At 74.5% G+C, this 26,627-nt stretch carries 16 protein-coding genes; 11 read left to right on the forward strand and 5 right to left on the reverse strand.

Translation table 11 applies throughout. The annotated features are described in order from the left end of the window. Positions 1-176: 176 nt before the first annotated feature. Positions 177-1,778: an alpha/beta hydrolase gene (locus ACIP4O_RS13090; RefSeq protein ID WP_401574568.1), complete on the reverse strand. Its 1,602-nt coding sequence runs from the start codon at positions 1,776-1,778 to the stop codon at positions 177-179. A gap of 112 nt (positions 1,779-1,890) precedes the next feature. Beyond that, complete coding sequence (locus ACIP4O_RS13095) at positions 1,891-4,743, reverse strand: lysylphosphatidylglycerol synthase domain-containing protein (protein ID WP_401574569.1); 2,853 nt, start codon at positions 4,741-4,743, stop codon at positions 1,891-1,893. A 336-nt stretch (positions 4,744-5,079) separates the two neighbouring features. On the opposite strand from ACIP4O_RS13095, the gene ACIP4O_RS13100 reads away from it, so the two are divergent. From ACIP4O_RS13100 to nudC, 5 genes are all read left to right on the forward strand, one after another. After that, positions 5,080-5,475, forward strand: coding sequence for an MGMT family protein (locus ACIP4O_RS13100; RefSeq protein ID WP_401574570.1), 396 nt, complete (start codon positions 5,080-5,082; stop codon positions 5,473-5,475). A 115-nt stretch (positions 5,476-5,590) separates the two neighbouring features. Then, positions 5,591-8,977: a UvrD-helicase domain-containing protein gene (locus ACIP4O_RS13105; protein WP_401574571.1), complete on the forward strand. Its 3,387-nt coding sequence runs from the start codon at positions 5,591-5,593 to the stop codon at positions 8,975-8,977. Positions 8,978-9,122: 145 nt separating this feature from the next. Next, a complete protein-coding gene (locus ACIP4O_RS13110) occupies positions 9,123-12,653 on the forward strand; it encodes a UvrD-helicase domain-containing protein (protein WP_401574572.1) in 3,531 nt (1,176 codons plus the stop codon). Positions 12,654-12,663: 10 nt separating this feature from the next. Further along, positions 12,664-14,085, forward strand: a complete 1,422-nt coding sequence (locus ACIP4O_RS13115) for a dipeptidase (protein ID WP_401574573.1) — start codon at positions 12,664-12,666, stop codon at positions 14,083-14,085. 61 nt (positions 14,086-14,146) lie between these two features. Then, entirely contained in the window at positions 14,147-15,124 is a 978-nt protein-coding gene (nudC, locus tag ACIP4O_RS13120; RefSeq protein WP_401574574.1) for an NAD(+) diphosphatase, read from the forward strand. A 156-nt stretch (positions 15,125-15,280) separates the two neighbouring features. Here nudC and ACIP4O_RS13125 read toward each other — a convergent pair whose 3' ends face one another. Continuing rightward, entirely contained in the window at positions 15,281-15,535 is a 255-nt protein-coding gene (locus ACIP4O_RS13125) for a mycoredoxin (protein WP_164291751.1), read from the reverse strand. Positions 15,536-15,778: 243 nt separating this feature from the next. Between ACIP4O_RS13125 and ACIP4O_RS13130 the strand changes: the two genes are divergently transcribed. From ACIP4O_RS13130 to ACIP4O_RS13145, 4 genes are all read left to right on the forward strand, one after another. Beyond that, complete coding sequence (locus tag ACIP4O_RS13130) at positions 15,779-18,004, forward strand: ATP-dependent DNA helicase UvrD2 (RefSeq protein ID WP_401574575.1); 2,226 nt, start codon at positions 15,779-15,781, stop codon at positions 18,002-18,004. Between the two features lie 204 nt (positions 18,005-18,208). Then, a complete protein-coding gene (locus tag ACIP4O_RS13135; protein WP_401574576.1) occupies positions 18,209-18,520 on the forward strand; it encodes a hypothetical protein in 312 nt (103 codons plus the stop codon). 170 nt (positions 18,521-18,690) lie between these two features. Then, positions 18,691-19,062, forward strand: a complete 372-nt coding sequence (locus ACIP4O_RS13140; protein WP_164281913.1) for a WhiB family transcriptional regulator — start codon at positions 18,691-18,693, stop codon at positions 19,060-19,062. Next, entirely contained in the window at positions 19,059-19,382 is a 324-nt protein-coding gene (locus tag ACIP4O_RS13145) for a hypothetical protein (RefSeq protein WP_361333844.1), read from the forward strand. The genes ACIP4O_RS13140 and ACIP4O_RS13145 overlap by 4 nt, the downstream gene beginning before the upstream one ends. A 429-nt stretch (positions 19,383-19,811) precedes the next feature. Here the strand turns inward: ACIP4O_RS13145 and ACIP4O_RS13150 are convergent, their stop codons facing one another. Together ACIP4O_RS13150 and ACIP4O_RS13155 are read right to left on the reverse strand one after the other, a co-directional pair. Next, entirely contained in the window at positions 19,812-21,230 is a 1,419-nt protein-coding gene (locus ACIP4O_RS13150) for an ABC1 kinase family protein (protein WP_401574577.1), read from the reverse strand. 580 nt (positions 21,231-21,810) lie between these two features. Continuing rightward, positions 21,811-23,031 carry a TOMM precursor leader peptide-binding protein gene (locus ACIP4O_RS13155; protein WP_401574941.1) on the reverse strand — a complete coding sequence of 407 codons (1,221 nt, stop codon included), beginning with the start codon at positions 23,029-23,031 and terminating at the stop codon, positions 21,811-21,813. 792 nt (positions 23,032-23,823) lie between these two features. Here ACIP4O_RS13155 and ACIP4O_RS13160 point away from each other — a divergent pair. Continuing rightward, positions 23,824-24,432, forward strand: coding sequence for a M48 family metallopeptidase (locus ACIP4O_RS13160; protein ID WP_401574578.1), 609 nt, complete (start codon positions 23,824-23,826; stop codon positions 24,430-24,432). A gap of 503 nt (positions 24,433-24,935) precedes the next feature. Beyond that, a complete protein-coding gene (locus tag ACIP4O_RS13165) occupies positions 24,936-26,594 on the forward strand; it encodes a TerD family protein (RefSeq protein ID WP_401574579.1) in 1,659 nt (552 codons plus the stop codon). Positions 26,595-26,627: the final 33 nt, after the last annotated feature.

Here is a 26,627-nt window from a genome sequence, read left to right on the forward strand (position 1 = left end):
CCCCGCGCCCAAGCGCCGCCCCGTCCCCGTACCGCCGCACAGCCCCCGTACCCCGCACGTCCCGCTCCCGTCCCCGTTCCCGCGAGGGAAACCCGCGGGCACCACGCCGCCCTGACGTGGTGTCCGTCATCGTACGAGTCGCCACTGACAGTCAAGGGAGCGTCACGCTCCGGAGGTCACCCGCACACCGTCCCCGACTTCGGCACCGTCCCGTCCAGCAGGTAGCCGTCCACCGCCTTGCGCACGCACGTGTCACCGCTGTCGTACGAGCCGTGTCCCTGGCCCTTGTACGTGATCTCGACGCCGACGCCCTTGCCGAGCTGCTTCGCCATGCGCGCCGCGCCCTCGTAAGGCGTCGCCGGGTCGCCCGTGTTGCCGACCACGAGGATCGGCGGGGCGCCCGGGGCCGAGACGTCGGGGTGCGAGGCGGCGCCGCGCACGGCCCAGTCGGTGCAGCTGACGAGGGACCAGGCGAGGAAGTCGCCGAAGAGCGGGGACGCCTCGCGGAACTCCGGGAGCTTCTTCTCGACGTCCGCCATCGAGTACCGCTCCTTGTCGTCGGCGCAGTTGATCGCGACGTTCGCGGCGGTGATGTTGGAGTAGCTGCCGTCCTCGTTGCGGCCGTTCATCGCGTCCGAGAGCGCCATCAGGACGCGCCCGTCGCCGTCGTACGCCTGCTGGAGCCCTTCGCGCAGGTAGGGCCAGTAGTCCTTGGAGTAGAGGGCCTGCGCGATGCCGCCCGTTCCCCCGGACTGGGTCAGCTTCCGCGCGCCGAGACCGGGCAGCGGCTTGCTGTCGAGGTCCTTCAGGAGCTTCGCGACGCGCTTCTCGATCGCGTCGCGGCTCTTCCCGATCGTGCAGTCCTCGCCCTGCTTGACGCAGTCGTCGGCGAAGTTGTCGAGCGCGAGCTGGAAGCCCTTCGCCTGGCCGAGGGAGCCCTCCTCGCTGTCCTCGGTGGGGTCGACGACGGCGTCGAAGACGGCGCGGCCGACCTTCTTCGGGAAGAGGTGCGCGTAGACGCCGCCGAGTTCGGTGCCGTACGAGATGCCGAAGTAGTTCAGCTTCTTGTCGCCGAGCACCTGCCGCAGGAGGTCCATGTCGCGGGCCGCGTCGGTCGTCGAGACGTGCGGCAGGACCGCGCGGGAGTTCTTCTCGCACGCGGCGTTGAAGTTCTTCGTGCCGGTGACGAACTCGTTGCGCTCGGCCTCGTCGTCGGGGGTGTTGTCCTGCGCGAAGTACTGGTCGAGCTGCTTGGGGTTCTCGCACTGCACGGGCGCGCTGCGGCCCACCCCGCGCGGGTCGAAGCTCACGAGGTCGTAGCGGGTACGCAGGGACTCGTAGGTGTCGCCGAAGGCGGGGAGCGTCGCGACGCCCGAGCCGCCGGGGCCGCCGAAGTTGAAGACGAGGGAACCGATGCGCTTGCCCTGGTCCTTCGCCTTGGCGCGGATGAGCGCGAGATCGATCGAGGCGCCCTTGGGGTGCTTCCAGTCCAGCGGCGCCCGCATCGTCGCGCAACTCCACCGCGTGCCGCCCGGCAGCGGGGAGGGCTTGTCGCCCGTGCCCTGGGCCTGGTCGGGGGCCGGGCAGTCCTTCCAGCTCAGCGACTGGCCGCGCGGATCGCTGCCGCTCGCGCCGTTCGTCGGGCCGTCGCCGCCGCCCCCGCTGTCGTCGGAGCAGGCGGTCAGGGACACGGCGAGGCTCAGCCCTACGAGGGCGGCGGCCCCGGCGCGCAGCCGGGTGCGGCGAAAGGAGCGGCGGGGCGGGAGCGAGTGAGGCATGGAACCCATCCTGGGGGTGGTGCGGGGGTGGCGCTCGGGGCGGGGGCCGGGCGGGTGAGCCGTACGGGGCCGCGTACCCCGCCGCGGGCCGCCCGTGCCCCCCTACCCCGGGTTACAGGGCGCCCTTCTTGGTGAGCTGGTTGAAGCAGATCCAGCCGGGCAGGACCGGCAGCCAGAAGGTGAAGAGGCGGAAGAGGATGACGGAGGGCAGGCCGATCGACAGTGGTACGCCGAGCCCCGCGAGCGCGAGCGAGAGCGCGGTCTCGATCGCGCCGACCCCGCCGGGCGTCGGTGCCGCGGAGCCGACCGCGTTCCCGGCGAGGAAGACGACGGCCACGCTCGCGAGGCTCACGTGGGTCGAGGAGCCGCCGAGCGCCCGGACGGAGGCGTCCAGGCACAGGACGAAGCACCCGGTGAGCGCGAGCATCCCGCCGATCCCGGTGAGCAGCTTCGAGGGGCGCTGGAGCACGTCGAGCATGCGCGGCACGACCCCGGCGAAGAGCGAGCGGACCCGCGTCACGACGAAGCGGCGCAGGAACGGTACGGCGGTGACGACCAGGACGAGCACGGCGGCCGTGAGCAGGCCCGCGATGACGGTGCGGGACGGCGAGAGCGAGGGCGTCTTCTCCGTACCCGTCAGATAGCCGAAGAGCAGGAGCAGCAGGATGTGCGAGGCGAGCCCGAAGAGCTGCGAGGCGCCGACGCTCGCGACCGCGAGCCCGGGGCGCACGCCCGCGCGCTGGAGGAAGCGCGTGTTGAGCGCGAGGCCGCCGACCGCGGGGGGTGCGACGACCTTCACGAAGGACCCGGCCACCTGCGCCGCGATCGCGCGCGGCCACGGCACCCGCTCGGGCACGAAGCCGAGCAGGCTCATCGCGGCGGCGACGTAACTGAGCGCGGAGAACGCGGCGGCGGCGGCGATCCAGCCCCACTGCGCGTTGTGGATGATCTGCTGGAAGTCGATCTTGCTGAGCTGCGCGAGCAGGAAGTACGCGGCGATCGCGCCCGCGATGAAGGTGACGAGGGTGCGCGGTCTGATGCGCTCCAGTCGGGCCGGCTCCACGGGGGCCTGCGGGCGGACGCGGAGCACTTCGTGGCGGATCTGCGCGAGCAGGTCCTCCTCGCGGGCCTCGTCCATGGCCGCGTCGATCGCGCGCTTCTCCGCCTGCCGCGCGTCCCGCGCCGCCTTGCGCCCGCTCTCCTCCACCTCGCCCGCGTCCGCGCGCGCCTTCTTGCGCGCCTCGGCGGCGGCGAGCACGGCGTCCCGCTCGCGCTGCGCGCGCTCGCGGCTGAGCCGCCGCAGCGTCGCCCGCGTCGAGCGCGAGAGGGCGATGGGCTGGAGCAGCGGCAGCGCGTCGGCGATCTTGTCGGGGCCGAGCACGTCGACGGCGGCGGCGACCGCGCGCTCGGCGCCCACCCGCAGCCCGAAGGTCGTCAGGAGCTGGCTGACGTCCATCCGCAGCACGAGGTCGCCCGCCGCGATCTCGCCGCCGCGCAGGTCGGTGAGGATGACCGTGCCCGCCTGGTTCACGAGGATCGCCTCGCCCGTGAGCCTGCGGTGCGCGATGCGCCGCGACTGGAGCGACTGGACCTGCCGCCACGTGTCGCGCATGAGCGCGTCGGTGAGCGCGGTGTCGGGGAGCGAGTCGAGGCTGCGCCCGCCGGTGTGCTCGTAGACGAGCATGACCGCGTCGGGACCCAGCTCGGACGTCGCGATGAGGCGTGGCGCGTTCGCCCCGGCGGCGATCGCCGCGTACGCGAGGAGGGCTTCCTGTTCGAGCGCCTGGCGCAGCGTCTGGAGGCTGCGGCCCGTCGTGACGGTACGCAGGGTCAGGCGGCGCCAGGCGCGGTAGTAGAAGCCGTGCGCCTGCTGCTCGCGGTCGACGACGGTGACGTCGAGCGGCGGCCCGTCCTCCAGCGTGACGAAGTACTGTCGCCCGCGCTCCAGTTCCTCGCTCCCCTCGGCGGCGCGCGCCGCGGACACGGGCCGGAAGCCGACGTGGCGCAGCCCGGCGAGCAGGGTGCGCCCGGTGGGGCGCACGTTCGGCGAGCCGACCGCGTAGAGCGTCCCGTACGCGACCGACCAGCCGATGAGCACGGTCAGGACGATCGAGAACGGCGTCGTGTAGCCCACGACGAGCATCGCGAAGGCGTCGAGCAGCAGCACCACCCACAGCACGACGCGCCAGCGCGGTCTGCGCGCCATGCCCACCGCTGTCATGTACGCGATGACGGGGGCGAGGTAGCCGTGCACCGGGTCGGTGAGGACGTGGATGTCGGCGGGGGAGGGCTGGGTGAGCGCGTCCTTGATCGACTGCGGCGCCGAGTCGGCGACCCACAGGTCCGTCGCGAGCGTCACGCCGTGCGCGAGCACGGCGGCGAGCACGCCGTCGGCGATGCGCAGCCCGTCCCGCTTGACGAGCCGTTCGATCGCGAAGGCCACGGGCACGAGCAGCACGGCGATGCTGGAGGCGAGCCCGGCGAACTTGATCAGCAGATCGGGCGCCTCGCCCGTCCCCCGGTTGATGTCCTGTTCGAGCCCGGACGTCGTCCCGTGCGCGAAGGCGGCGACCCCGAGCACGACCGCGAGGGCGAGCACGCCGACGCACAGCCGCAGCAGGTCGTACGGGCGGTGCACGCGCGCGGGCAGCAGCGGCTCGTCCCCCTCCACCTGGTCCGCGTGCACGACCTCGGGCTCGGGCGCGGGGGAGGGATGGGCGCCGGTGGCGGGGGGCGCGTGCTCCTTGGCGGGGGTCTTGTGGAGGCGTACGGGTGCGGGGCCGGCCTCGCCCGCGCCGTCCTGCCGCGCGCCGGTGCCGCCTGTGCTGTCCTGTCGCGCCTCGGCCTCGCCCGCGCCGTCGTGCGGGGCGGGTTCCCGGGGGGCGAGTTCCCGCGGGGTCGGTTCCTGGGGGGCCGGTTCCCGCGCGGCCCGTTCCCGCGCGGCCCGTTCCTCGCGCGGAGACACGCCGGCAGAGCTGTCCGGCTCTTCGGATCGCACGCTCTGCCGCCTCGGGGTCTCGGAAGTCTCTTGCACTTGTCGGTTTCGTACGCGTCGGTTCGGGATCACCTGTCACCGCCCGCACGATGGTGGCACGGCCTGACAGCACCCTGGGGCATCAGGGTGCAATTCGGGAGCGTACGCAGCCGGGTCCGCGCCCCCTGACACCCTCCCGCAGCCCGCTCCCGGACGGACCGCCATCGTCGCCGTGTCGGGCCCGGACGCGGGGCCGGAAGTGGGGCGGGACATGGGCCCGGACGGGGCCGGACGCGGCTGTCGGACGTGTGCGGCAGGATGGGCGGGATGAGCGAGCAGCACGACCCCGCGCCCCCGGTCCCGCCTTACGTCGACCGGGTGCTCGACGTCGCCGCGCGCATCCCGGCCGGACGGGTCATGACCTACGGGGACATCGCCGCCTGGCTGGAGGAGGAACGCCGGGAGCACGAGGACCTCGCCCTCCCCGGTGAGCCCCCGCGCCGCATCGGCCCGCGCCAGGTCGGCCGCGTCATGTCCCTGCACGGCGACGAGGCCCCCTGGTGGCGCGTCGTCCGCGCCGACGGCACCCTCCTGCCCGGCCACGAACTCCGCGCCCTCGCCCACTACCAGGAGGAAGGCACCCCGCTCCGCCCCACCGCGAGCGAGGACCACCTGCCACGCGTCGACGTGCGCGGGGCCCGGTGGCACGGCGTGGAGGACTGAGGACCGCGCCCGTGCGCAAGCACACACCGCGACCCCCGCCCCACGACTTCGCCCCGCCCCCGCGGGAGACGTAGCGTCGAAGCCCCGACGACCCCTCCAGGACCGGCCAAGCACAGTGAGCACCTCCTCGCGCACCTCCTCCCATGCCGCACGCCCCTGGGCCGGGCGGCAGAGCGCGGGCGGCTACCGGCTGGTGCGCACCCCGCGGACCCCGCCGGGCCCCGTCCCACTGGACGCGTACCAGCGGGCCGTGGTTGAGCACCGCACCGGACCGCTCCTCGTCCTCGCGGGCCCCGGCACGGGCAAGACCGAGACGCTCGTCGAGTCCGTCGCCGCCCGCGTCGAGGCGGGCGCGGACCCCGAGCGCCTCCTCGTCCTCACCTTCAGCCGCAAGGCCGCCGTCTCGCTGCGCGACCGCATGGCCCTGCGCATCGGCCCCGCGTCCGCCCCGCGCGCCACGACCTTCCACTCCTACGGCTACGCCCTCGTCCGCGCCCACCAGGAGGCCGGGCCCGACGGCTCCCCGGTCCGCCTGCTCTCCGGGCCCGAGCAGGACCTCGCCGTGCGCGAACTCCTGGAGGGCGAGACCGCCCTCGCCGCCCGGGGCCGGGGCCGCGTCCGCTGGCCCGGTCAGCTCCGCGCCTGCCTCACGACGCGCGGTTTCGCCGACGAGGTACGCGCCGTCCTCGCCCGCAGCCGCGAACTCGGCCTCGACCCGGCCGCCCTGCACCGCTTCGCGAGCCGCACCGGACGCCCCGACTGGCAGGCCGCCGCCGCCTTCCTCGCCGAGTACCTCGACGTGCTCGACCTCCAGGGCGTCATCGACTACGCCGAACTCGTCCACCGCGCCGACCTCCTCGCCCGCCGCCCCGACGTCGCGAGGGAACTCGCGCGCGCGTACGACGCGGTCTACGTCGACGAGTACCAGGACACCGACCCCGCCCAGGTCCGCCTCCTCGAAGCGCTCGCCGGGCAGGGCCGCACGCTCCTCGCCTTCGGCGACCCCGACCAGTCGATCTACGCCTTCCGGGGCGCCGACGTGAACGGCATCCTCGACTTCCCCGACACCTTCCGCACGCGCGAGGGTGCCCCCGCCCCCGTCGCCGTCCTCCCCACCGCGCGCCGCGCGGCCCGCCGGGTGCTCGACGCGACCCGCGCCCTGACCCTGCGCATCCCCCTCACCCGCCTTCCCTCGGCCGCCGTCCGCGCCCACCGCGAACAACTCCCCACCCGCGAGGGCGGCGGCGTCGAGGTCTACACGTGCCCGAGCCCCGGCGCCGAGACCGACCACGTCGCCGACCTCCTGCGCCGCGCCCACCTGGAGGACGGCGTGCCCTGGGGCGACATGGCCGTTCTGCTCCGCGCGGGCAACCGCCTCCCGGCCCTGCGCCGCTCCCTCACCGCCGCCGGGGTCCCGATCGACACGGCGGGCGACGAACTCCCGCTCCGCCTCGAACCGGCGGTCCAACCCCTCCTGACCGCCCTGCGGGTGACGGCGGAGGCGGAGGCGTACGGCGAGACGGCACCGCTGCGGGAACCGGAGGACGAGCCCGTACGGGAGGCGGGGACCGAGGCCGTGGCGGAGGGCGACCCCGTACGGGAGGCGGAGAGCGACTCCGGACCCGTACCGGAGCCGTCCCCGGATCAGCCCTCCTGGATCGCGACCGAGACCGCCCTCGACCTCCTCGCCTCCCCCCTGTGCGGCATGGACGCGGCCGATCTGCGGCGGCTCGGGCGGGCCCTGCGTGCCGAGGAGCGGGCGGCGGGCAATGCCGTGCCGCCGCCCTCGGACGTCCTGCTCGCGCGCGCGCTCGCCGAGCCGGAGCGGCTCATCGCGCACGACGCCGCGTACGCGAAGGCGGCGCGCGCCCTCGGTCTCCTGCTCGCGCGGACCCGCGAGCTGCTCGCGAAGGGCGGCACGGCGGAGGAGGCGCTGTGGGAGTTGTGGAACGGGACGCGCTGGCCCGCGCGCCTGGAACGGGCCTCGCGGCGCGGCGGCGCGGCCGGGCGCAACGCGGACCGCGACCTCGACGCGGTGTGCGCGCTCTTCGCGACGGCCGCGCGCGCCGAGGAACGCACGGGTGGGCGCGGCGCGCTCAACTTCCTCGCCGAGACCGAGGCGCAGGAGATAGCCGCCGACACCCTCTCCGGCCGCACCGTCCGCCCCGACGCCGTACGCCTCATGACCGCGCACCGCGCGAAGGGCCTGCAATGGCGGCTCGTCGTCGTCGCGGGCGTCCAGGAGGGTGTGTGGCCCGACCTGCGGCAGCGCGGCTCGCTCCTGGAGGCCGACCGCATCGGCAGGGACGGACTCGCCGAACCCCTCACGCCCGGCGCGCTGCTCGCCGAGGAACGCAGGCTCTTCTACGTGGCGGCGACGCGCGCGGCCGACCGCCTCGTCGTCACGGCGGTGAAGGCCCCGGCCGAGGACGGCGACCAGCCCTCGCGCTTCCTCACCGAACTCGGCGTCGAGCCGCGCCACCTCACCGTCCGCCCGCGCCGCCCGCTCGCCGTGCCCGCGCTCGTCGCCGAACTGCGCGCCACGACCGTCGACCCGCACGCCTCGCCCGCGCTGCGCGAGGCCGCCGCGCGCCGCCTCGCGCGCCTTGCCGCGCTCACCGACGGCGACGGCAGGCCGCTCGTGCCGACCGCGCACCCGGGGTCGTGGTGGGGCCTGGCCGAGGAGACGGTGAACGAGGTCCCCGTGCGCGACCCGGCCCAGCCGCTCGCGCTCTCGGCGAGCGCGCTCGGACAGCTCGTGGACGTGTGCGCGCTCCAGTGGTTCCTGGGCCGGGAGGTACGGGCCGAGGAGCCCGCGAGCACGGCGCAGGGCTTCGGCAACGTCATCCACGTCCTCGCCGACGAGGTCGCCACCGGCCGCAGCCCCGCCGACCTGGACGTCCTGATGGAACGCCTCGACACGGTGTGGGACGGCCTCGCCTTCGACGCGCCGTGGAAATCGGCGCAGGAGAAGGAGAACGCGCGCGCCGCCCTGGAACGCTTCCTGCGCTGGCACGTCCTGGACCGCACCGGCCGCACCCCGGTCGCGAGCGAGCACCCCTTCGACGTGACGCTCCCGGCGGGGGAGCACGAGATCCGCATCAGGGGCACGATGGACCGCGTCGACGCGGACCCCCGGGGGCGCGCCTACGTGGTCGACTTCAAGACAGGGAAGAACGCCCCCACGGCGGCCGAGGTGGACCACCACCCCCAGCTGGCGGTCTACCAGCGCGCGGTGGCGGAGGGCGCGGTGGGCCCCCTGACCCCCGGCGGAGCGGAACTGGTCCACCTGCGCCTGGAAGCCTCCAAGAAGGACCCCGTCTCACCCAAGGTCCAGCCCCAGAACCCCCCGGAAGGCGACTGGCTCCCCGACCTCCTGACCGAAGCGGCGGCCCGCGTCCTGAACGAACGCTTCCGCCCCACCCCGGGCTCCCACTGCGACCACTGCGCGTTCAGATCGTCGTGCGGCGCGAAGGCGGAGGGGGGCCAGGTGGTGGAGTGAGCAGCCACGATCACCAACCCACCCACGCCCGCCCACATCCCAGCCTCTCCGGCGCTTGAGGAGCGGGGCCCGGGGCAGAGCCCCGGAAACCCACCGCAACGGCAACATTCCGCCCCTGTCAGCCCCGCCCCGTACGCTTCAATCCGTGCTCACCGCCCCCGCCCAGCTCGCGCAGCTCCTCGGCATCCCCTTCACCCCCGAGCAGCTCGCGTGCGTCACCGCACCCCCCGCCCCCCACGTCATCGTGGCCGGCGCGGGCTCGGGCAAGACGACCGTGATGGCCGCGCGCGTCGTGTGGCTGGTCGGTACGGGAGCGGTCGCCCCCGAGCAGGTCCTCGGCCTCACCTTCACCAACAAGGCCGCCGCCGAGCTGGCTGAACGCGTGCGCCGTTCCCTCGTACGGGCCGGGATCAGCGACCCCGACGCCCCGCCCGCTCCCGGCGCCGAACCCCCCGGTGAGCCGCTCATCTCCACGTACCACTCCTTCGCGGGCCGCCTCCTGGACGACCACGGCCTCCGCCTCGGCCTGGAACCCGGCTCGCGGCTCCTCGCGGACGCGACCCGCTTCCAGCTCGCCGCCCGCGTCCTGCGCGAGGCCCCGGGCCCGTACCCGGCGCTCACGCGCGGCTTCTCCGACCTCGTGAGCGACCTCCTCGCCCTCGACGGCGAGCTGTCCGAACACCTCGTGGACCCGGCCGCCCTGAGCGCGTACGACGAAAACCTCCTCCGCACCCTCGCGGAGGCGAAGCTCACCAACGACACGCTCCGTGCGATCCCCGAGGCCGCCGCCGCGCGCCTCGCCCTCACCGAGCTGACCGGCCGCTACCGCGCCGCGAAACGCGCGCGCGACCTCATCGACTTCGGTGATCAGCTCGCCCTCTCCGCCCGCCTCGCCCGCGAGCACCCCGAGGTCGGCGAGGCGCTGCGCGCGCAGTACCGCGTCGTGCTGCTCGACGAGTACCAGGACACCTCCGTCGCCCAGCGCGTCCTGCTCTCCGCGCTCTTCGGCGGCGGCACGGGCCACCCGGTGACGGCCGTGGGCGACCCCTGCCAGGCCATCTACGGCTGGCGCGGCGCCTCCGTCGCCAACCTGGACGACTTCCCCCGCCACTTCCCGCTCCCCGACGGCACCCCCGCCCGCCGCCAGTCCCTCAGCGAGAACCGCCGCTCGGGGGGCCGTCTCCTCGCCCTCGCCAACGACCTCGCCGCCCCGCTCCGCGCCCTGCACGACGGCGTCGAGGCCCTGCACGCCCCCGCCGAGAAGGCCGCCGACGGCTCCGTGCGCTGCGCCCTGCTGCCCACGCACGCCGAGGAGATCGACTGGCTCGCGGACAGCGTCGCCCACTACGTCCGCACCGGCACGAGCCCCGGCGAGATCGCCGTCCTGTGCCGCACGGCCGGTGACTTCCCCCGTATCCAGTCCGCGCTGGTCGCCCGCGAGATACCCGTCGAGGTCGTCGGCCTCTCCGGACTCCTCCACCTGCCGGAGATCGCCGACCTGCGGGCGGTGTGCGAAGTCCTCCAGGACCCGGGCGCGAACGCCTCGCTGATCCGGCTCCTCACCGGCCCCCGCTGGCGCGTCGGCGCCCGCGACCTCGCCCTCCTCGGCCGCCGCGCCCGCCTCCTGGCCGGGGGCCGCAGGAGCGAGGAGGACCCGGAGCGCAGGCTCGCCGCCGCCGTCGAGGGCGTCGACCCCGCCGAGATCGTCTCGCTCGCCGACGCCGTCGACACCTTCGTGGAAGGCTTCGTCGAAGGCGGCCCCGACGCCGAGGACGGACTGCCCTTCTCCGCCGAGGCCCGCACCCGCTTCGCCCGCCTCGGGCGTGAGCTGCGCGAACTGCGCCGCGCCCTCGCCGACCCGCTCATGGACGTCCTGCACCGCGTCCTCGCCGTCACCGGGCTCGACGTCGAGCTCTCCGCCTCGCCGAACGCCCTCGCCGCCCGCCGCCGCGAGACGCTCGGCCAGTTCCTCGACACCGCCGCCTCCTTCGCCGCGACCGAGCCAGCCGCCTCCCTCCTCGCCTTCCTCGGCTACCTGCGCACCGCCGAGCAGTACGAGAAGGGCCTCGACAACGCCCTCCCCGGCGGCGAGAACACCGTCAAGGTCCTCACCGCGCACAAGGCCAAGGGCCTGGAGTGGGACGTCGTCGCCGTGCCGGGACTCGTCAAGGCCCAGTTCCCGAGCGACCGGGGCCGCGAGAAGTTCACCGCCCGCGCGAGCGTCCTGCCGCACCCGCTGCGCGGCGACGCCGCGACCCTCCCCGACGTCCCCGAGTGGACCGCGAAGGGCCTGAAGGCGTTTCAGGACGGCATGCGCGCGCACCAGTCGACGGAGGAACTGCGCCTCGGCTACGTGACCTTCACGCGCCCCCGCTCGATCCTCCTCGGTTCGGGCCACTGGTGGGGCCCCGAGCAGAAGCGCCCGCGCGGCCCCTCCGCCTTCCTCACCGCCCTCCACGACCACTGCGCACGCGGTCACGGCGAGATCGAGCACTGGGCCGAGCCGCCGGGCCCCGAGGACGACAACCCCGCCCTGCGGCAGACCGACCCCCTCCCGTGGCCCCTCCCGCTCGACCCCGAGGCCCACGCCCGCCGCCGCGCGGCCGCCGCCCGCGTCGAACACCACCTCGGCCTGCTCCAGTCCCGCCCCGCGACGACCGCCCCCGAGGAGCCGCCGCAGGACCCGTACGACCCGGAGTGGCCACCGGAACCGGAGGACGAAGCCGGGGCGGAGCCGGAGCCGGGCGACGGGGTGCCTGATGCGTACGAAGGGGCCACGGGTCCGTACGAGGAGGCCGCCCCGGACCCGTACGAGGAGAGCCCGGGCACGTACGAGAGTGACGCCGCCCTCCGCGTCCCCGCCCCGGCCGTCCACGGCGACGCCCTCCCGCCTCCCGGCGACGGTCTCACCCCCGAGGAGTCCCGGCTCCTCGGTTCCTGGGACCGGGATCTCGACGCGCTCGAAGGCGAGCTGCGCCGCGCCGCCGCCTCCGTGCGCGAGGTGCCGCTGCCGCCCTCGCTCACCGCGACGCAGGTCCTCCGCCTCGCCGAGGACCCCGACGGCCTCGCCCGCGATCTCGCGCGCCCGCTGCCCCAGGCCCCGAAACCGGCCGCGCGCCGGGGCGCCCGCTTCCACGCCTGGCTGGAGCGCCGCCTCACCGCCGGGCACGAGCAGCCGCACCTCCCGCTCGCCGACGAGGGCGACACCGAGGCCCGCGAGGACGCCGAGATCAGCGACGACCTCGACCTCGAAGAACTGAAGGAGGCCTTCGAGCGCACCGCCTACGCCCACCGCCCCGCCCACCGCGTCGAGGTCCCCTTCCAGCTCAGCCTGGCGGGCCGCGTCGTGCGCGGCCGGATCGACGCCGTCTACGCGAGCGACGAGGACGGGCGGCGGCGCTACGAGATCGTCGACTGGAAGACGGGCCGCGACCGGACCCGCGCCGACCCCCTCCAGCTCGCCGTCTACCGCCTCGCCTGGGCCGAACGCCACGGCATCGACCCCGAGGAGATCGCGGCGACCTTCGTCTTCGTGCGCACCGGCGAGGCGGTACGGCCGGGCGGGCTGCCCGGACGGGCGGAGCTGGAACGCCTCTTCGCCGAGGAGGACACGGCGAGCGACCGGCCCGCTCCCGCGCCCCCGGGGCCCCGCGCCGCTCACCCGTCAGGCGGATAAGGTCGGGAGCATGAGCACCACCCCCACCGGGGCCGACGACGCGGTCGGCGCCGTCCGCGCCCACGTCACCGCGCACCGCGCCGCCTTCCTCGACGACCTCGCCGCCTGGCTGCGCATCCCCTCCGTGTCCGCCCAGCCCGAACACGCCGCCGACGTCCGCCGCAGCGCCGAGTGGCTCGCCGGCCGGCTGAGCGCCACCGGCTTCCCGACCGTGGAGATCTGGGACACCCCCGGCGCCCCCGCCGTCTTCGCCGACTGGCCCGCCGAGGAGCCCGACGCCCCCACCGTCCTCGTCTACGGGCACCACGACGTGCAGCCCGCGACACGCGCCGACGGCTGGCACTCCGAGCCCTTCGCCCCCGAGATCCGCGAAGGCCGCCTCTACGCGCGCGGCGCGGCCGACGACAAGGGCCAGGTCTTCTTCCACACCCTCGGTCTGCACGCCCACCTCGCCGCGACCGGCCGCACGAGCCCCGCCGTGCACCTCAAGTTCCTGATCGAGGGCGAGGAGGAGTCCGGTTCCCCGCACTTCCGCGCCCTCGTCGAGGAGCGCGCCGCCCGCCTCACCGCCGACGCCGTGCTCGTCTCGGACACCGGCATGTGGAACGAGGACACCCCCACCGTCTGCACCGGGATGCGCGGCCTCGTCGACGGGGAACTCGTCCTGCGCGGCCCCGACCAGGACATCCACTCCGGCTCCTTCGGCGGCGCGGTCCCCAACCCCGCGACGATCCTCGCCCGTATCGTCGCGGCGCTCCACGACGAGGACGGGCACATCGCGATCCCCGGCTTCTACGAGGGCGTGGCGCCGCTCAGCGAGCGCGAACGCGCCCTCTTCGCCGAACTGCCCTTCGACGAGGACGCCTGGCTGCGCACCGCCTTCTCGCACGCCACCGCCGGTGAATCCGGTCACACCACCCTGGAGCGGATCTGGGCCCGTCCGACCGCCGAGGTCAACGGCATCGGCGGCGGCTACCAGGGCGCGGGCAGCAAGACGATCATCCCGTCCTCGGCCTTCGCGAAGCTCACCTTCCGGCTCGTCGACCAGCAGGACCCGACCGCCGTCGAGAAGGCCGTACGCGCCTTCGTCGAGGCCCGCGTCCCGGCCGGCATCCGCGCCGAACTCACCTTCGGCGGCGCCACCAGACCCTGCCTCACCCCGCTCGGCCACCCCGCGCTCGCTGCGGTCGTCGCGGCCATGGAGACGGCCTTCGAACAGCCCGTGCGCCTCACCCGCGAGGGCGGCTCGGGACCCGCAGCCGACCTCGCCGACGTCACCGGCGCTCCCGTACTCTTCCTCGGCGTCTCCGTCCCCTCGGACGGCTGGCACGCCCCCGACGAGAAGATCGAACTCGACCTCCTCCTCAAGGGCGCCGAGGCGGCCGCGCACCTGTGGGCGCGACTCGCGTCCCGAGCGCGCGAGGCACACTGAGAAGAACAGCAGCAGCGGCACCACCACCGACGACGCACCCTAGGGGGAGTGGGAAGCACCCGTGACCACCCGGAACGACCAGACCACTGAGCACGGCACCGAGCACGGCACCGAGCACGACCTCGCCGGGCGGCCCATCCCGCTCACCGCACCCCATGGCATCGACCGCGCGGCGCACCACCGCCTCGACGAGGCGTGGCTCGCCGCCGCGTGGAGCCATCCCCGTACCCGGGTCTTCGTCGTCTCCGGCGGGCAGGTCCTCATCGACGAGAACGAGGCCGGGGTGACCGAACTGGTGACGACCCCGAGCTTCGAGGCACCGCTCACCGAGTCGCACCGCTACTTCCTCGGCACCGACGAGGACGGCGTGAGCTACTTCGCGCTCCAGAAGGACAGCCTCCCGGGACCCATCGACCAGTCCGCGCGCCCCGCCGGGCTGCGCGAGGCCGGGATGCTCCTCTCGCCGCGCGAGGCCGGGCTCATGGTGCACGCCGTGGCCCTGGAGAACTGGCAGCGCATGCACCGCTTCTGCTCGCGCTGCGGCGAACGCACCTCGATCGCGGCGGCCGGGCACATCCGCCGCTGCCCCGCCTGCGGCGCCGAGCACTACCCGCGCACCGACCCGGCCGTCATCATGCTCGTCACCGACGAGGAGGACCGCGCGCTCCTCGGCCGCCAGGTCCACTGGCCCGAGGGCCGCTTCTCGACCCTCGCGGGCTTCGTGGAACCGGGCGAGACGATAGAGGCCGCCGTACGCCGCGAGGTGCACGAGGAGGCGGGCATCCCGATCGGGCACGTCGAGTACGTGGCCAGCCAGCCCTGGCCCTTCCCCTCCAGCCTCATGCTCGGCTTCATCGCGCACGCCACGGCGGAGGAGATCACCGTCGACGGCGAGGAGATCGAGGAGGCCCGCTGGTTCTCGCGCGAGGAACTGCGCGAGGCCATGGAGGCGGGCAAGGTCCTGCCGCCCTTCGGCGTCTCGATCGCGGCCCGGCTGATCGAGCTGTGGTACGGGAAGCCGCTGCCGAAGCCGGTGTGAGGGGCGGTTTTCGGCCGCGAGTGCGGGTGCCGGGTGCGGGTCGCGGGTGCGGGTGGCCGTGCCGTGGGAACGGCCCGTGGGCACGAGCCTCGGACACCACGAAGGGCCCCGTCCGGATCTCTCCGGGCGGGGCCCTCGTACGCGCTGGTGGCCCGCTCAGCCCTGGAGGGCCAGCTTGACCTGGGCGAGCGAGGGGTTGGTCATGACCGCCTCGGTGCCCGACTCGGCCTTCACCAGGACGGTCGGGACCACCTGGTTGCCGTCATTGACCTTCTCGACGAACTCGGCCGAGGCCGGGTCCTGCTCGATGTTGATCTCCTCGTAAGCGATGCCCTCGCGGTCCAGCTGGCCCTTCAGCCGGCGGCAGTAACCGCACCAGGTCGTGCTGTACATCGTCACAGTGCCCGGCATGTTCCTCGTACTCCTTCGCCCCTCTGCGGACCCCGGGGGCCCGCCGCGACGCGTTCTCCGTACGTCGCGCACTTGCAGAACGGTATCCGCGCGCCGGCCATTCCCGCCCCGGAGGGGGTACGGGAGCGCGGGCACGCCGCTCCGGGCCCGTACCGCCCCGCTGATCATGTGGTCGTACGACCACGAGCGCCCCCTGTGGACAACCCTCGCCGCCCGCCACCGCCGACCTGAGAGCATGGCGGGGTGACAGCAGCACCGCAGGACTCCCTCTTCCCCCCGGTACCGGAATCCGCCGACGCCGTGCTCCACGGACTCGACCCGGAGCAGCGCGAGGTGGCCCTCGCCCTCACCGGGCCCGTCTGCGTCCTCGCGGGCGCCGGTACGGGCAAGACGCGCGCCCTGACCCACCGCATCGCCTACGGGGTCCGCACCGGGCGCTACAAGCCGGGCACTGTCCTCGCCGTCACCTTCACCCAGCGCGCCGCCGGGGAGATGCGCGGCCGCCTGCGCGAACTCGGCGCGCACGGCGTCCAGGCCCGTACCTTCCACTCCGCCGCCCTGCGCCAGCTCCAGTTCTTCTGGCCGAAAGTCGTCCAGGCCGAGCCGCCCCGGCTCGTCGAGCGCAAGATCCCCCTCGTCGCCCAGGCCGCCGAGGCGTGCGGGCTGCGTCTGGACCGCGCCGAACTGCGCGAGGTCACCGGCGACATCGAGTGGGCGAAGGCCACCCAGACCGTCCCCGACGACTTCGCGGAGGCCGCCCGCGCGGCAGGCCGCACCACGAACCGCGAGGCCCTGGAGACCGCCCGCGTCTACGCCCAGTACGAGACGCTGAAGCGCGCGAGCGGCCGCATCGACTTCGACGACGTCCTGCTCCTCACCATCGCGATCCTCCAGGACCGCGAGAACATCGCCCAGCAGGTCCGCTCCCAGTACCGGCACTTCACCGTCGACGAGTACCAGGACGTCAGCCCGCTCCAGCAGCGCCTGCTCGACCTGTGGCTCGGCGAGCGCGACGACGTGTGCGTCGTCGGCGACGCGAGCCAGACGATCTACTCCTTCACCGGCGCGACCCCCGAACACCTCCTCGGCTTCCCCGCCCGCCACCCCGAGGCCACCGTCGTCCGCCTCGTCCGCGACTACCGCTCCACCCCGCAGATCGTCCACCTCGCCAACAACCTCCTCTCGCACGCCACCGGACCCGCCGCCCGCCAGCGCCTCGAACTCGTCGCCCAGCGCCCCCCGGGCCCCGTACCCGAGTCCACCGAGTACGCCGACGAGGTCGCCGAGGCCGAGGACGTCGCCCACCGCATCCGCGCCCTCGTCGCCGAGGGCGTCCCCGCCGCGCACATCGCCGTCCTCTTCCGTACGAACGGCCAGAGCAACCTCTACGAGCAGGCGCTCGGCGACGCGGGCGTCCCCTACCGGCTGCGCGGTGCCGAGGCGTTCTTCGACCGGCCCGAGATCCGCTCCGCGATCAGCGCGGTCCGCGCGGCGGCGCACAGCGGCGCCAACGACACCGCCCTCGACCTCGGCGCCCCCCTGCCCGAGCAACTGCGGCGCGTCCTGACCACCCACCGCCTGTGGACCGCGCAGCCCCCCGCCGGCTCCGGAGCCGTCCGCGAACGCTGGGAGTCGCTCGCCGCGCTCGTCCGCCTCGCCGAGGAACTCGCCCGCGCCCGCCCCGGCGCAGCCCTCACCGAACTCGCCGCCGAACTCGCGGACCGCCAGGCCAACCAGCACGCCCCGACCGTCGACGGCGTCACCCTCGCCTCGCTCCACGCCGCCAAGGGCCTCGAATGGGACGCCGTCTTCCTCGTCGGCCTCGCCGAGGGCATGCTCCCCATCACCTACGCGCAGACCGAGGCGCAGATCGAGGAGGAACGCAGGCTCTTCTACGTGGGCATCACACGCGCCCGCAGCCGCCTCCACCTCTCCTGGTCCCTGTCCCGCACCCCCGGCGGCTGGGGCGGCCGCAAACCGAGCCGCTTCCTCGACGCCCTGCGCACCCCGGGCAGCGCCCGCCCGGCCTCCTCCTCGGACGCGCCCCGGCTCCGCACCGGCCACGCCCCGGCCACGGATCGGGAGCGGCCCGCACGCGAGCGGGGGACCGGCGAGCGGCCCGCGCCGCGCAGACGCGCCCCCGCCCGCTGCCGCGTCTGCGGCCGCACCCTCACCGAGGCCGGCGAGATGAAGCTCATGCGCTGCGAGACCTGCCCCTCCGACATGGACGAGGGCGTCTACCGGCGGCTTCGCGACTGGCGCGGCGAGCGCGCCCACGACCTCGGCCAGCCCGATTTCTGCCTCTTCACCGACAAGACCCTCGTCGCCATCGCCGAAGCCGTCCCCGAGACCGAGGCCGAGCTGTCCCGCATCCCCGGGGTCGGCGCGCGGAAGTTCCGCCGCTTCGGCTTCGAGGTCCTCGCGATCTGCGCAGGTCAGGAGTGCGCCCCCGGCGCGAAGGCGGACTGAGGCGAACTCGTCGAAAAAATAGTTTGCGCCCGGCCCGACAATCCCCATAGGTTCTTAGGCACGGGAACGGACAGGCTCTCCGAAGCCCCCGCCCCGTGCTGTGCCAAGCCCTTCGGGGCGCCGTGCCCTTCGGGACACGTGAATATTTCCATCGGACCACCGAGCACCACCGGTCCCCCGAGACGCCGAGAGGAGGCGATTGCAGTGAGCAGCTTCAACACGATCACGAAACTGACCGCGTCGACGGTCGTCGCCTCCCGTTCCCTCAGCATCTCGGACCTGGGCACCGGACTGTCCGGTATTTCCGGTCTCTCCGCGCTCTCCTTCCCCGGCCTGTCCTTCGGACGCCCCGAGGAGAAGAAGCGCGATGAGCGACCGACCCAGGCACCGGCAGCAGTAGTGACGGAACAGGCGCACGCCTATCCGATCGCGGCAGCCGGTGCCGGAAACCCGATGACGCAGCACCACACGATGTGGGCCTTCCGTGGGCTCGAACCCTGGAGTGATCCCGTCTGACCACGTCAGACAGGCGCCTTCAGGGCCGCGGACCCCACTCGGGACCGCGGCCCTTTTGTTTTGCCCTCTTTCTCAAGAGAGGGCCGGACGCAAGGCGCCCGGGCAGCAGGAATCGGTACCCGACACCACCGGCCCACCAGGCCGGACCGACAGACGAGGAAGCAGAACCCGTGCAGACGACCAAGACGCACGTCCCGTCAGTACCGCCGTCACCCACCAGCCAGCCGCCCGGCCCTCCGGAGGACCACACCGTGACCCCCCTCACCCCGCTCACCGCCCTCGACGCCGCCATCGAGGGTCTCGACACCCCCGTTCCCTGCCGCGCCTACGACCCCGAGGTCTTCTTCGCCGAGTCCCCGGCCGACGTGGAGTACGCCAAGTCGCTCTGCCGCACCTGCCCGCTCGTCGAGGCCTGCCTCGCCGGCGCCAAGGAGCGCCGCGAGCCGTGGGGCGTCTGGGGCGGCGAGCTGTTCGTCCAGGGCGTCGTCGTGGCCCGCAAGCGGCCCCGCGGCCGCCCGCGCAAGAACCCGGTCGTCGCATGAACATCACCGGAACCATCGATCGCCCCACCACGCACAACCCCCAGAAGCAGGACCCGATGAACCCGACCCCCGCGCAGCCCGCAGGGCTCGCCCTCAGCGAAGCAGCCCGTACCGGCCACCTGGCCGGCACCGAGAACAGGACCCGAGAGATGCAACTCATCCCAGAAGCACTGGCCCGCGCGCATATGGACGAGCGCATGCGCGAGGCGGAGCACCAACGCCCCTCCGCCCGCCTGCGCAACGCCCGCCGCCTCCAGCGCCACGCCGAACGCGCGACCCTCCGCGCCCGCCGTGCCCTGGCACTGGCGGTCATGCAGTAAGCCGCGGGAGCGGTAGCCGACGAGACGACGGCCCGCTGGACGGCAGACGGTACGGGGGCGACGCGAGCCGACTGGTACGGACGTGCCAGACGGCACGGGGGCGACGCGAGCCGGCTGGTACGGACGTGCCGCCGCCCGGCCACCTGCCGCACCGTCCGCGGCGCACGGCCCCGCCATGCCATACCGGCCCGGCCGCCCCTCCGCGGAGGCGCGGCCGGGCCGACCGCGTCGGGGCATCTGCGCGGGCGCGCGGTGTCGGGGCACCTACGCGGTGCGCGGATTCGGGGCGCGGGCGCCGTGTCGGGGCATCTGCGGCGTGCGCGGTGTCGGGGCGCGGGCGCCGTGTCGGGGCATCTGCGGCGTGCGCCGGTCGGGGCCCTTGGCCGGTGCGCCGTGGCGGGGGCTTGCCCGGCGCGCTTCGCCGGGGACCTACCCGTCGCCCTCGCCCTCGCCCTCGCCCGCGTTCTCGCCCTCGTCCTCCGCCCAGAAGCCGGGCAGTTCACCCTCCGGGCAGTCGGCGGCGAAGCCCGGCAGCCAGTTCTCCAACTCCTCACGCAGCCGCACCCGCGCCCCCAACTGGCACAGCACACCGATCGTGCTGAGCGTCACGCGGTGGATCAGCAGGTAGGCGGGCGGCAGGTTCAGCTTGCGGCCCAAGTGGTGCGCGGGGGAGCGGGGATCGGCGAGCCGCGCGGCCTGCCCACGCAACCACTGCCGGGTGAAGCCGAACTCGTCCACGGCGGCCGGCTCGATCATCGGCCGCAGGAACTCGAGCACCGCACGTTCGTCCAGCTCCACCTTCTCCCGGATGAAGCCCTCCGCCCGCAGCGAGGCGTGCACCTCCTCCGCGTCGTCGGTGAGACCGAGCCGCAAGGACCGCCCGATGATCGGGGGAAGCCCGCCCGGCAGGCGATCGACCGTCCCGAAGTCGAGCACCGCCAGCCGCCAGCCCTCCTCACCCCCGCCGTGCTCATCGGGGAGCAGCCGGAAGTTCCCCGGATGCGGGTCCGCGTGCAGCAGCCCGGTCCTGGCCGGGCCGCAGAAGAGGAAGTGCGCGAGCAACTGCCCGGCGCGATCCCGCTGCTCCGGCGTCCCCGAGGCGATCACCTCGGCGAGCGGCACCCCCTCCACCCACTCCGTCACCAGCACCTCGGGCCCCTGGTGCACGACCCGGGGCACGAACACGTCGGGATCGCCCGCGAACTCCTCCGCGTGCGCCTGCTGCGCCGCCGCCTCCAGCCCGTAGTCCAGCTCCTCGGCCACCCGCTCGCGCAACTCCGCGACGAGCGGCTTGATGTCGATGCCCGGCACGACCGGCCCGAGCACCCGCGCCACCATCCCGAGCTGGGCGAGATCCCCGAGCAACGCCCGCCCGGCCCCCGGATACTGCACCTTCACCGCGACGGCCCGCCCGTCGTGCCACACGGCCCGGTGCACCTGTCCGATCGACGCCGCGGCGGCCGGCTCCTCGTCGAAGGACCGGAAAAGCTCCGGCCAGTCCTCACCGAGCCGCTCCGCGAGCAAGCCCCGCACCGTCGCCACCGGCATCGGCGGTGCCGCCTCCTGAAGCCGGGTCAACGCCGCCCGGTAGGGACCCGCCAACTCCTCGGGCAGCGCCGACTCGAACACCGAGAGCGCCTGCCCGAACTTCATGGCCCCGCCCTTGAGTTCCCCCAGCACCTTGAACAACTGCTCAGCCGTCCGCTGCTGCACCTCCCGCCCCACCAGCTCGGCCGAAGCACCCCCGATCCTCCGCCCGAGCCCCCACGTGGCCCGCCCCGCGAACCCGAGCGGCAGCGTCGCCAGCTTCGCCGTCCGCGTCACCGCCTTCCGAGGAAGCTCCGACATACGCCCTCCGCTCCACTCACGCCGCACAGCACGGCGCCCACCGCCATTGTCACCCGCCCGCCCCGAACCACCCCAGGGCACAACCCGGTTGCGAGAGGGGGCTGCTGGAGGAAGCCCGGGGGTGGGGCTCCCGTCCCGGGCTTCCGGTTCCGGCGCTGAACTCTCGGTTCCGGCGCCGGGCTCCCGGTTCCGGCGCCCGGCTCTCGATTCCCGCGCCCGGCTCTCGGTTCCCGCGCCGGGCTCCCGGTTCCGGCGCCGGGCTTCCGGTACCGGCGCTGGGCTCCCAGCTCGCGCGCGGGACTCCCGGTTCCGGCGCCGGCTCACGCGCCGGGCTCCCGGTTCCGGCGCCGGGCTCCGGTTCCCGCGCCCGGCTCTCGATTCCCGCGCCGGGCTTCCGGTTCCGGGGCTGGGCTCCCGGCTCACCCGCCGGGCTTCCGGTTCCGGCGCCGGCTCCCGCGCCGCGTTCCCTGCCCGCTGCCCCGCGCTTCCTGCCTCCTGCCCGCGCTTCTTGCCCCGTCCCGGTCTTCCAGCTCGCCGCCCCTGGAGTCCTCTTCCCCGGATTCGCGCCGGAGGCGTGCGATCACCGCTGGTGCATGACCGACCCCCTTGTGATCGTCCGCGGGGCCCCCGCCCGCCTGGCCTGGTCGTGCCGGGGTTCCGGGGCCTGCTGCCTCGTCTCCGAGGTGCGGGGCGTAGCGGGAGTCGTGGCAGGGGGTGCCGGCTCCCAGCGGTCCGCCGTGCCGGCTCCGCAGGGGCAGTGGGAGTGGGGCGGCAGGTGGTGGCGGGTCCAGGCCAGGGTGGGCAGGTCGGTCTCCCAGCGCTCGCCCACCGTGGTCGGGAGGTGGCCGTCGAGGAAGCTCAGCGCGTGGCTCGCGGTGAGTGCCGCGACGGTGGTCGCGAGCGCCAGGTCGACGGGCTCGACGCGGTGTGTCCGGCCGGAGCGCCACTGCGCGAGGAGACGCGCGTGTCCCGCCTCGCGTTCGACGCGGTGGCGTTCCAGGCAGCCCGCGCAGGCCGTACGGCCTGGGAGAACGAGAGGCCCGACGATGCCGGTCGTCTCGACGACCCCCGCGTACAGGTGTGGAATGCCCCCCGCGAGCAGGGGTTCGGCGACCTGGGGGTCCGGGGCGTGCACGGCCACGGCATCACGCGGGGCGAGGACGACGAGGTCGGGCGGCGGTGCTTCACCGAGCCGCCCGGCCTCGGCCTCGGGCCGTGAGCGGCGCCGCCCGCTCGGGGCCGATTCGCTGACGAGCCGCCGTGCCGCCTCTGCCCGCCGGGTGCCGATCGCGTTCGGCGGCAACCCGGCGGGGGACACGTCCGCCGGCTCGACCCGGCCCCCGTCCATCACCTCCACCGCGCCGATGCCCGCAGCCGCGAGCAACGCGGCGACCGCGGCCCCGACCCGCCCCGCACCCCGTACCAGGACACGGGCGCCCGTCCGCGCCGCGAGCGCCTCCACCGCACCCGCCGGGCGCCGGTCGAGCAGTGCGAGCGAGGCGAGATCGGGGCGCAGGCGGTCCATCAGCTCCGCGTCCTGCCGCACCTCCCGTGCCGCCTCGCTCCCGCCCGTCGCGTCCTCCAGAAGCCCGCTGCCCGCCAGCGTGTCCAGGAGCCGGTCCACGTCCGCCGGGGACAGCCCATTCCGCGCGCCCTCGGCGTACAGCAGCGACAGCCCCCGCGTACCGTCGAGCAGCCTCAGCAGGCTCGCCGAGCCCGGGTCGAGCGGTCCGAGGACCGAGGCGTGGGCGCGCGTCATCCCGAACTGCACCGTCCCCAGGTCCCGCCACGCCCGCCGCAACGCGGGCTTGACCGTGGGATGCGTGAACAGGGGAGGGGGCGGCGCCTGCGGGCGCGTGTAAGAAGGCACGGGTGGCCGTCCCACCGCGGGCGGCGGCACCGTCGGCCCGGAACGCGGCAGCCCGGCCGGACCGGGCCCACCACTGCGCCCGAGCGCAGCCCCGTCTCGTACCGCCGTCCCACTCCGTACCGCAGCGTCGGCCCGAACCGTCCCCCCAGCCCGTCCCGCCCCGGCCACCATCACCGCTGCCGCCGCCTCCCGCCCCGCCGCTGCGGGAGGCGCGACCGCCCGGTGCCGGCCCGTGCCCGGCCGGCCCAGACCGAGGCCTCGCCGCCGCGCCGACTCCCGGCCGCCGCCACCCGCCCCGACAACGGGCCGCGCCCGCTGCGTACCCGCACCTGTCGCCGTACTCGAACCCGTACCGGAGACCGCACCCGTACCGGTCACCGCACTCGTACCGGAGACCGCACCCGTACCGGTCACCGCTCCCGTCACCGCACGCACCATCGCGCCTCACGCCTCTCTCGTCTTTCGTCCCGCGTCGTCGCCGGTTGCGCCGGGACAGACCTGTCCCGTACCGGTTGCTGTCACGGTTCGCTCGCACTCCGTGACCGCTGAGACCATCCTGCGGGAAAGCGCAAATCGGGAGGCGGGAGTTATCCACAGATGGTGGTGTTCGTCGTATGAACGCGGGGGTTGGGCGGGGTGGTGAGGTCCGGAGCGTGTGAGGGCGCGGTGCGGGGTATGTCCGGAGGCGGGACGTCCGGTGCGGTGAGCGGGTAACGTCGAGGAATGTCCGCCGATCCCCTGAACCGGGCGAGCGACGGCGTCCGGCCCAGCGCCGGACAGTCGCAGCCCGCGCGTACCGCCGTGGAGGTGCGCCGCAGCGCCCGCAGGCGCCGCACGGTCTCCGCGTACCGCGAAGGCGACCGCACCATCGTGCTCATCCCGGCACGGATGTCGGCAGCCGAGGAGCGACGCTGGGTGACGAAGATGCTCGACCGCCTCGCCGCGCAGGAGAGCAAACGGCGGCTCGGCGACACCGAGCTGACGGAGCGCGCCGCGCAGCTGTCGCGTCAGTACCTCGACGGCCACGCGCGCCCCGACACGGTCCGCTGGGTCACCAACCAGAACACGCGCTGGGGCTCCTGCACGCCGGCCGAGGGCAGCATCCGCTTGTCGCACCGACTCCAGGGCATGCCCGAGTACGTCATCGACTACGTCCTCCTCCACGAACTCGCCCACCTTCTCGTCCCCGGCCACGGCGCACGCTTCTGGGCCCTGCTCGACGCGTATCCGCGTACGGAACGCGCGCGCGGCTTCCTGGAGGGCGTCGTCGCGGGCCGCACCCTCCCCCACGCCCTCCCGGATACCCCGGCGGCACCGGACACGACGGACTGATCGGCCGGTACGCGGCGGAGGGGCGCGGGCGGGCGCGGGCGTGGGTGCCGGGAAGGAGGGGGCTGTCCGCGAGCCGGGCGTGCGCGTGTCGGCGTGCGCGTGCCGCCCCCAAGCGCGGCCAGCTGCCCACAGCACCCACCCCCTCGCCCTCATCCCCACCCCTCAGCCTCCCTGCCCCACCACCCCCTCGCCCCGCCCCGCCCCCCGCCCCTCCGCCCCGCCCCGCCCCCCGAACCGGTTAGCCTGGCCGCCGCACCCTCCCCTCCCGGACGGGCGTTCGTGCCCCATCCGTGCCGTTCGTGCCAGTCGTGCTCTTTCGCCGGTGGTCGTACGCGCGGTTCTGCGCACAGTTCGTCGTGACGCGGTGGTGGAAGGGCGGCGCGGCCTCGTACCGTACGGAACCAGCCAAGTCCGTACGCGCGGCCGGGCCGTGCCGACGCGGCACGGTGAACGGCAGGACGGGATCTACGGGATATCTACGGGATGGGGGGCGGTCAGCGGGTATGTCCAGGGAATTCCAGCGTGGCCACAAAGCGCGTATCACTGACCTCACAGCGGGGACGGATCTGTACATCGGGGTGCGGATCGGCGGTCCCGGGCTCACCTTCGACATCAGCTGCTTCGGGCTGGACGCCGAGGAGACGCTCTCCGACGACCGGTACTTCATCTTCTTCAACCAGCCGAAATCCCCCGAGGAGTCCCTTCAGCTCCTCGGCCCGCAGGCCGGTGACACCGAGTCGTTCCGGGTGACGCTCGACCGGGTGCCCGAGCAGATCAGGAAGCTCTCCTTCACGGCGACCATCGACGGCGCCGGGCAGATGTCGCAGGCAGGGCCCGGGTATCTGCGGATCGTCGCCGGGGGCGAGGAAGTCGCCAGGTACTCCTTCACGGGCTCCGAGTTCAGCACCGAGCGTGCCGTGATGGTCGGCGACCTGTACTACAAGGACGGCTGGCGCTTCGCCGCCGTGGGCCAGGGCTTCGACGGCGGCCTGGAGGCACTGCTGCGCAACTTCGGCGGCGAGGTACTGGAGGAGGAGGCACCGGCAGAGGTCCCGGCCCAGCAGCAGGCCCCCGGCTTCGCCCCGCCCGCCTTCGCGCCCCCCACCTCCCCCGAACCGGAGCCCCAGCCCCAGCCCACGGCCCCCCAGCCCACGGCCCCTCAGCCCGCCGCCCCCCAGTCCTACGCCGCCCCCGTCGCCCCACCCGCGTCGCCCCCAGCACCCGCCCCCGCCCCCTTCGCTCCCCCCGCCCCCCAGCCACCCGACGTCCACGCCGCCCCCACCGTCGTGGCCCCCTTCCCCTCGCCCCCGGCGCCCCCGGCTACGCCCCCCACCGCCGACGGCTACCACGCGCCCCCCTTCGGCGCCGCCCCGCCCGCCCCCGGAGCCCCCGGCTTCCCGCCCGCCCCCGGAGCCCCCGGCTTCCCGCCCGCTCCCGGCGGCCCCGCGTTCCCCGGCGCCCCGCAGAGCGGCGGCCAGCCCATCCCCGAGGGCAATTCCCCCAAGGGTGTCGCCGTCAACCTGGAGAAGTACCGCGAGGTCCCCACCGGGCGCCGCTGGACGCAGCAGAACCACAAGCTCGTCCGCGTCGACCTCGGCGAGGACGGCAGTCCGGTCCTCGCGCGCCAGGGCAGCATGGTGCTCTACCAGGGCAAGGTCGATTTCAGCTACAAGGGAGCAGGGTTCAAGGGCCGCATCGTCGGCAACGCGACGGGCCAGGAACTCCAGCTCATGCGCTGCACGGGCAAGGGGCAGGTCTTCCTCGCCGAGGACGAGGCGCACCTGCACCCCATCGAGCTCCAGGGCGACGCCATCTGCGTCTCCGCCGAGTCCGTCCTCGCCTTCGACGAATCCCTCCAGCGCGAGGTGCGCCGCATCGACGGCCACGGGCTCCCCGGCGGCTCGCTCTTCACGATGCAGTTCCAGGGCACCGGCACCGTGATCGTCAAGACGCACGGAACCCCCGTCGTCCTCCCGGTCACGCCGACCACCTTCGCCGACGCCAACGCCGTCGTCGCCTGGTCGGCCGCCTCGCAGGTCGTCCTCTCCAGCCAGGTACGCCTGCGCCGCAACGCCTACCCCGGCCACAGCGGCGAATCGGTCAACCTCCAGTTCCGCGGCGCCCCGGGCAACTTCATCGTCGTCCAGCCGTACGAGATCTGAAGCCCGCGAGAGACCACGCCAGATCACGCGAGA

The organism is Streptomyces sp. NPDC088923 (assembly GCF_044749745.1).
Classification (GTDB): Bacteria; Actinomycetota; Actinomycetes; order Streptomycetales; family Streptomycetaceae; genus Streptomyces.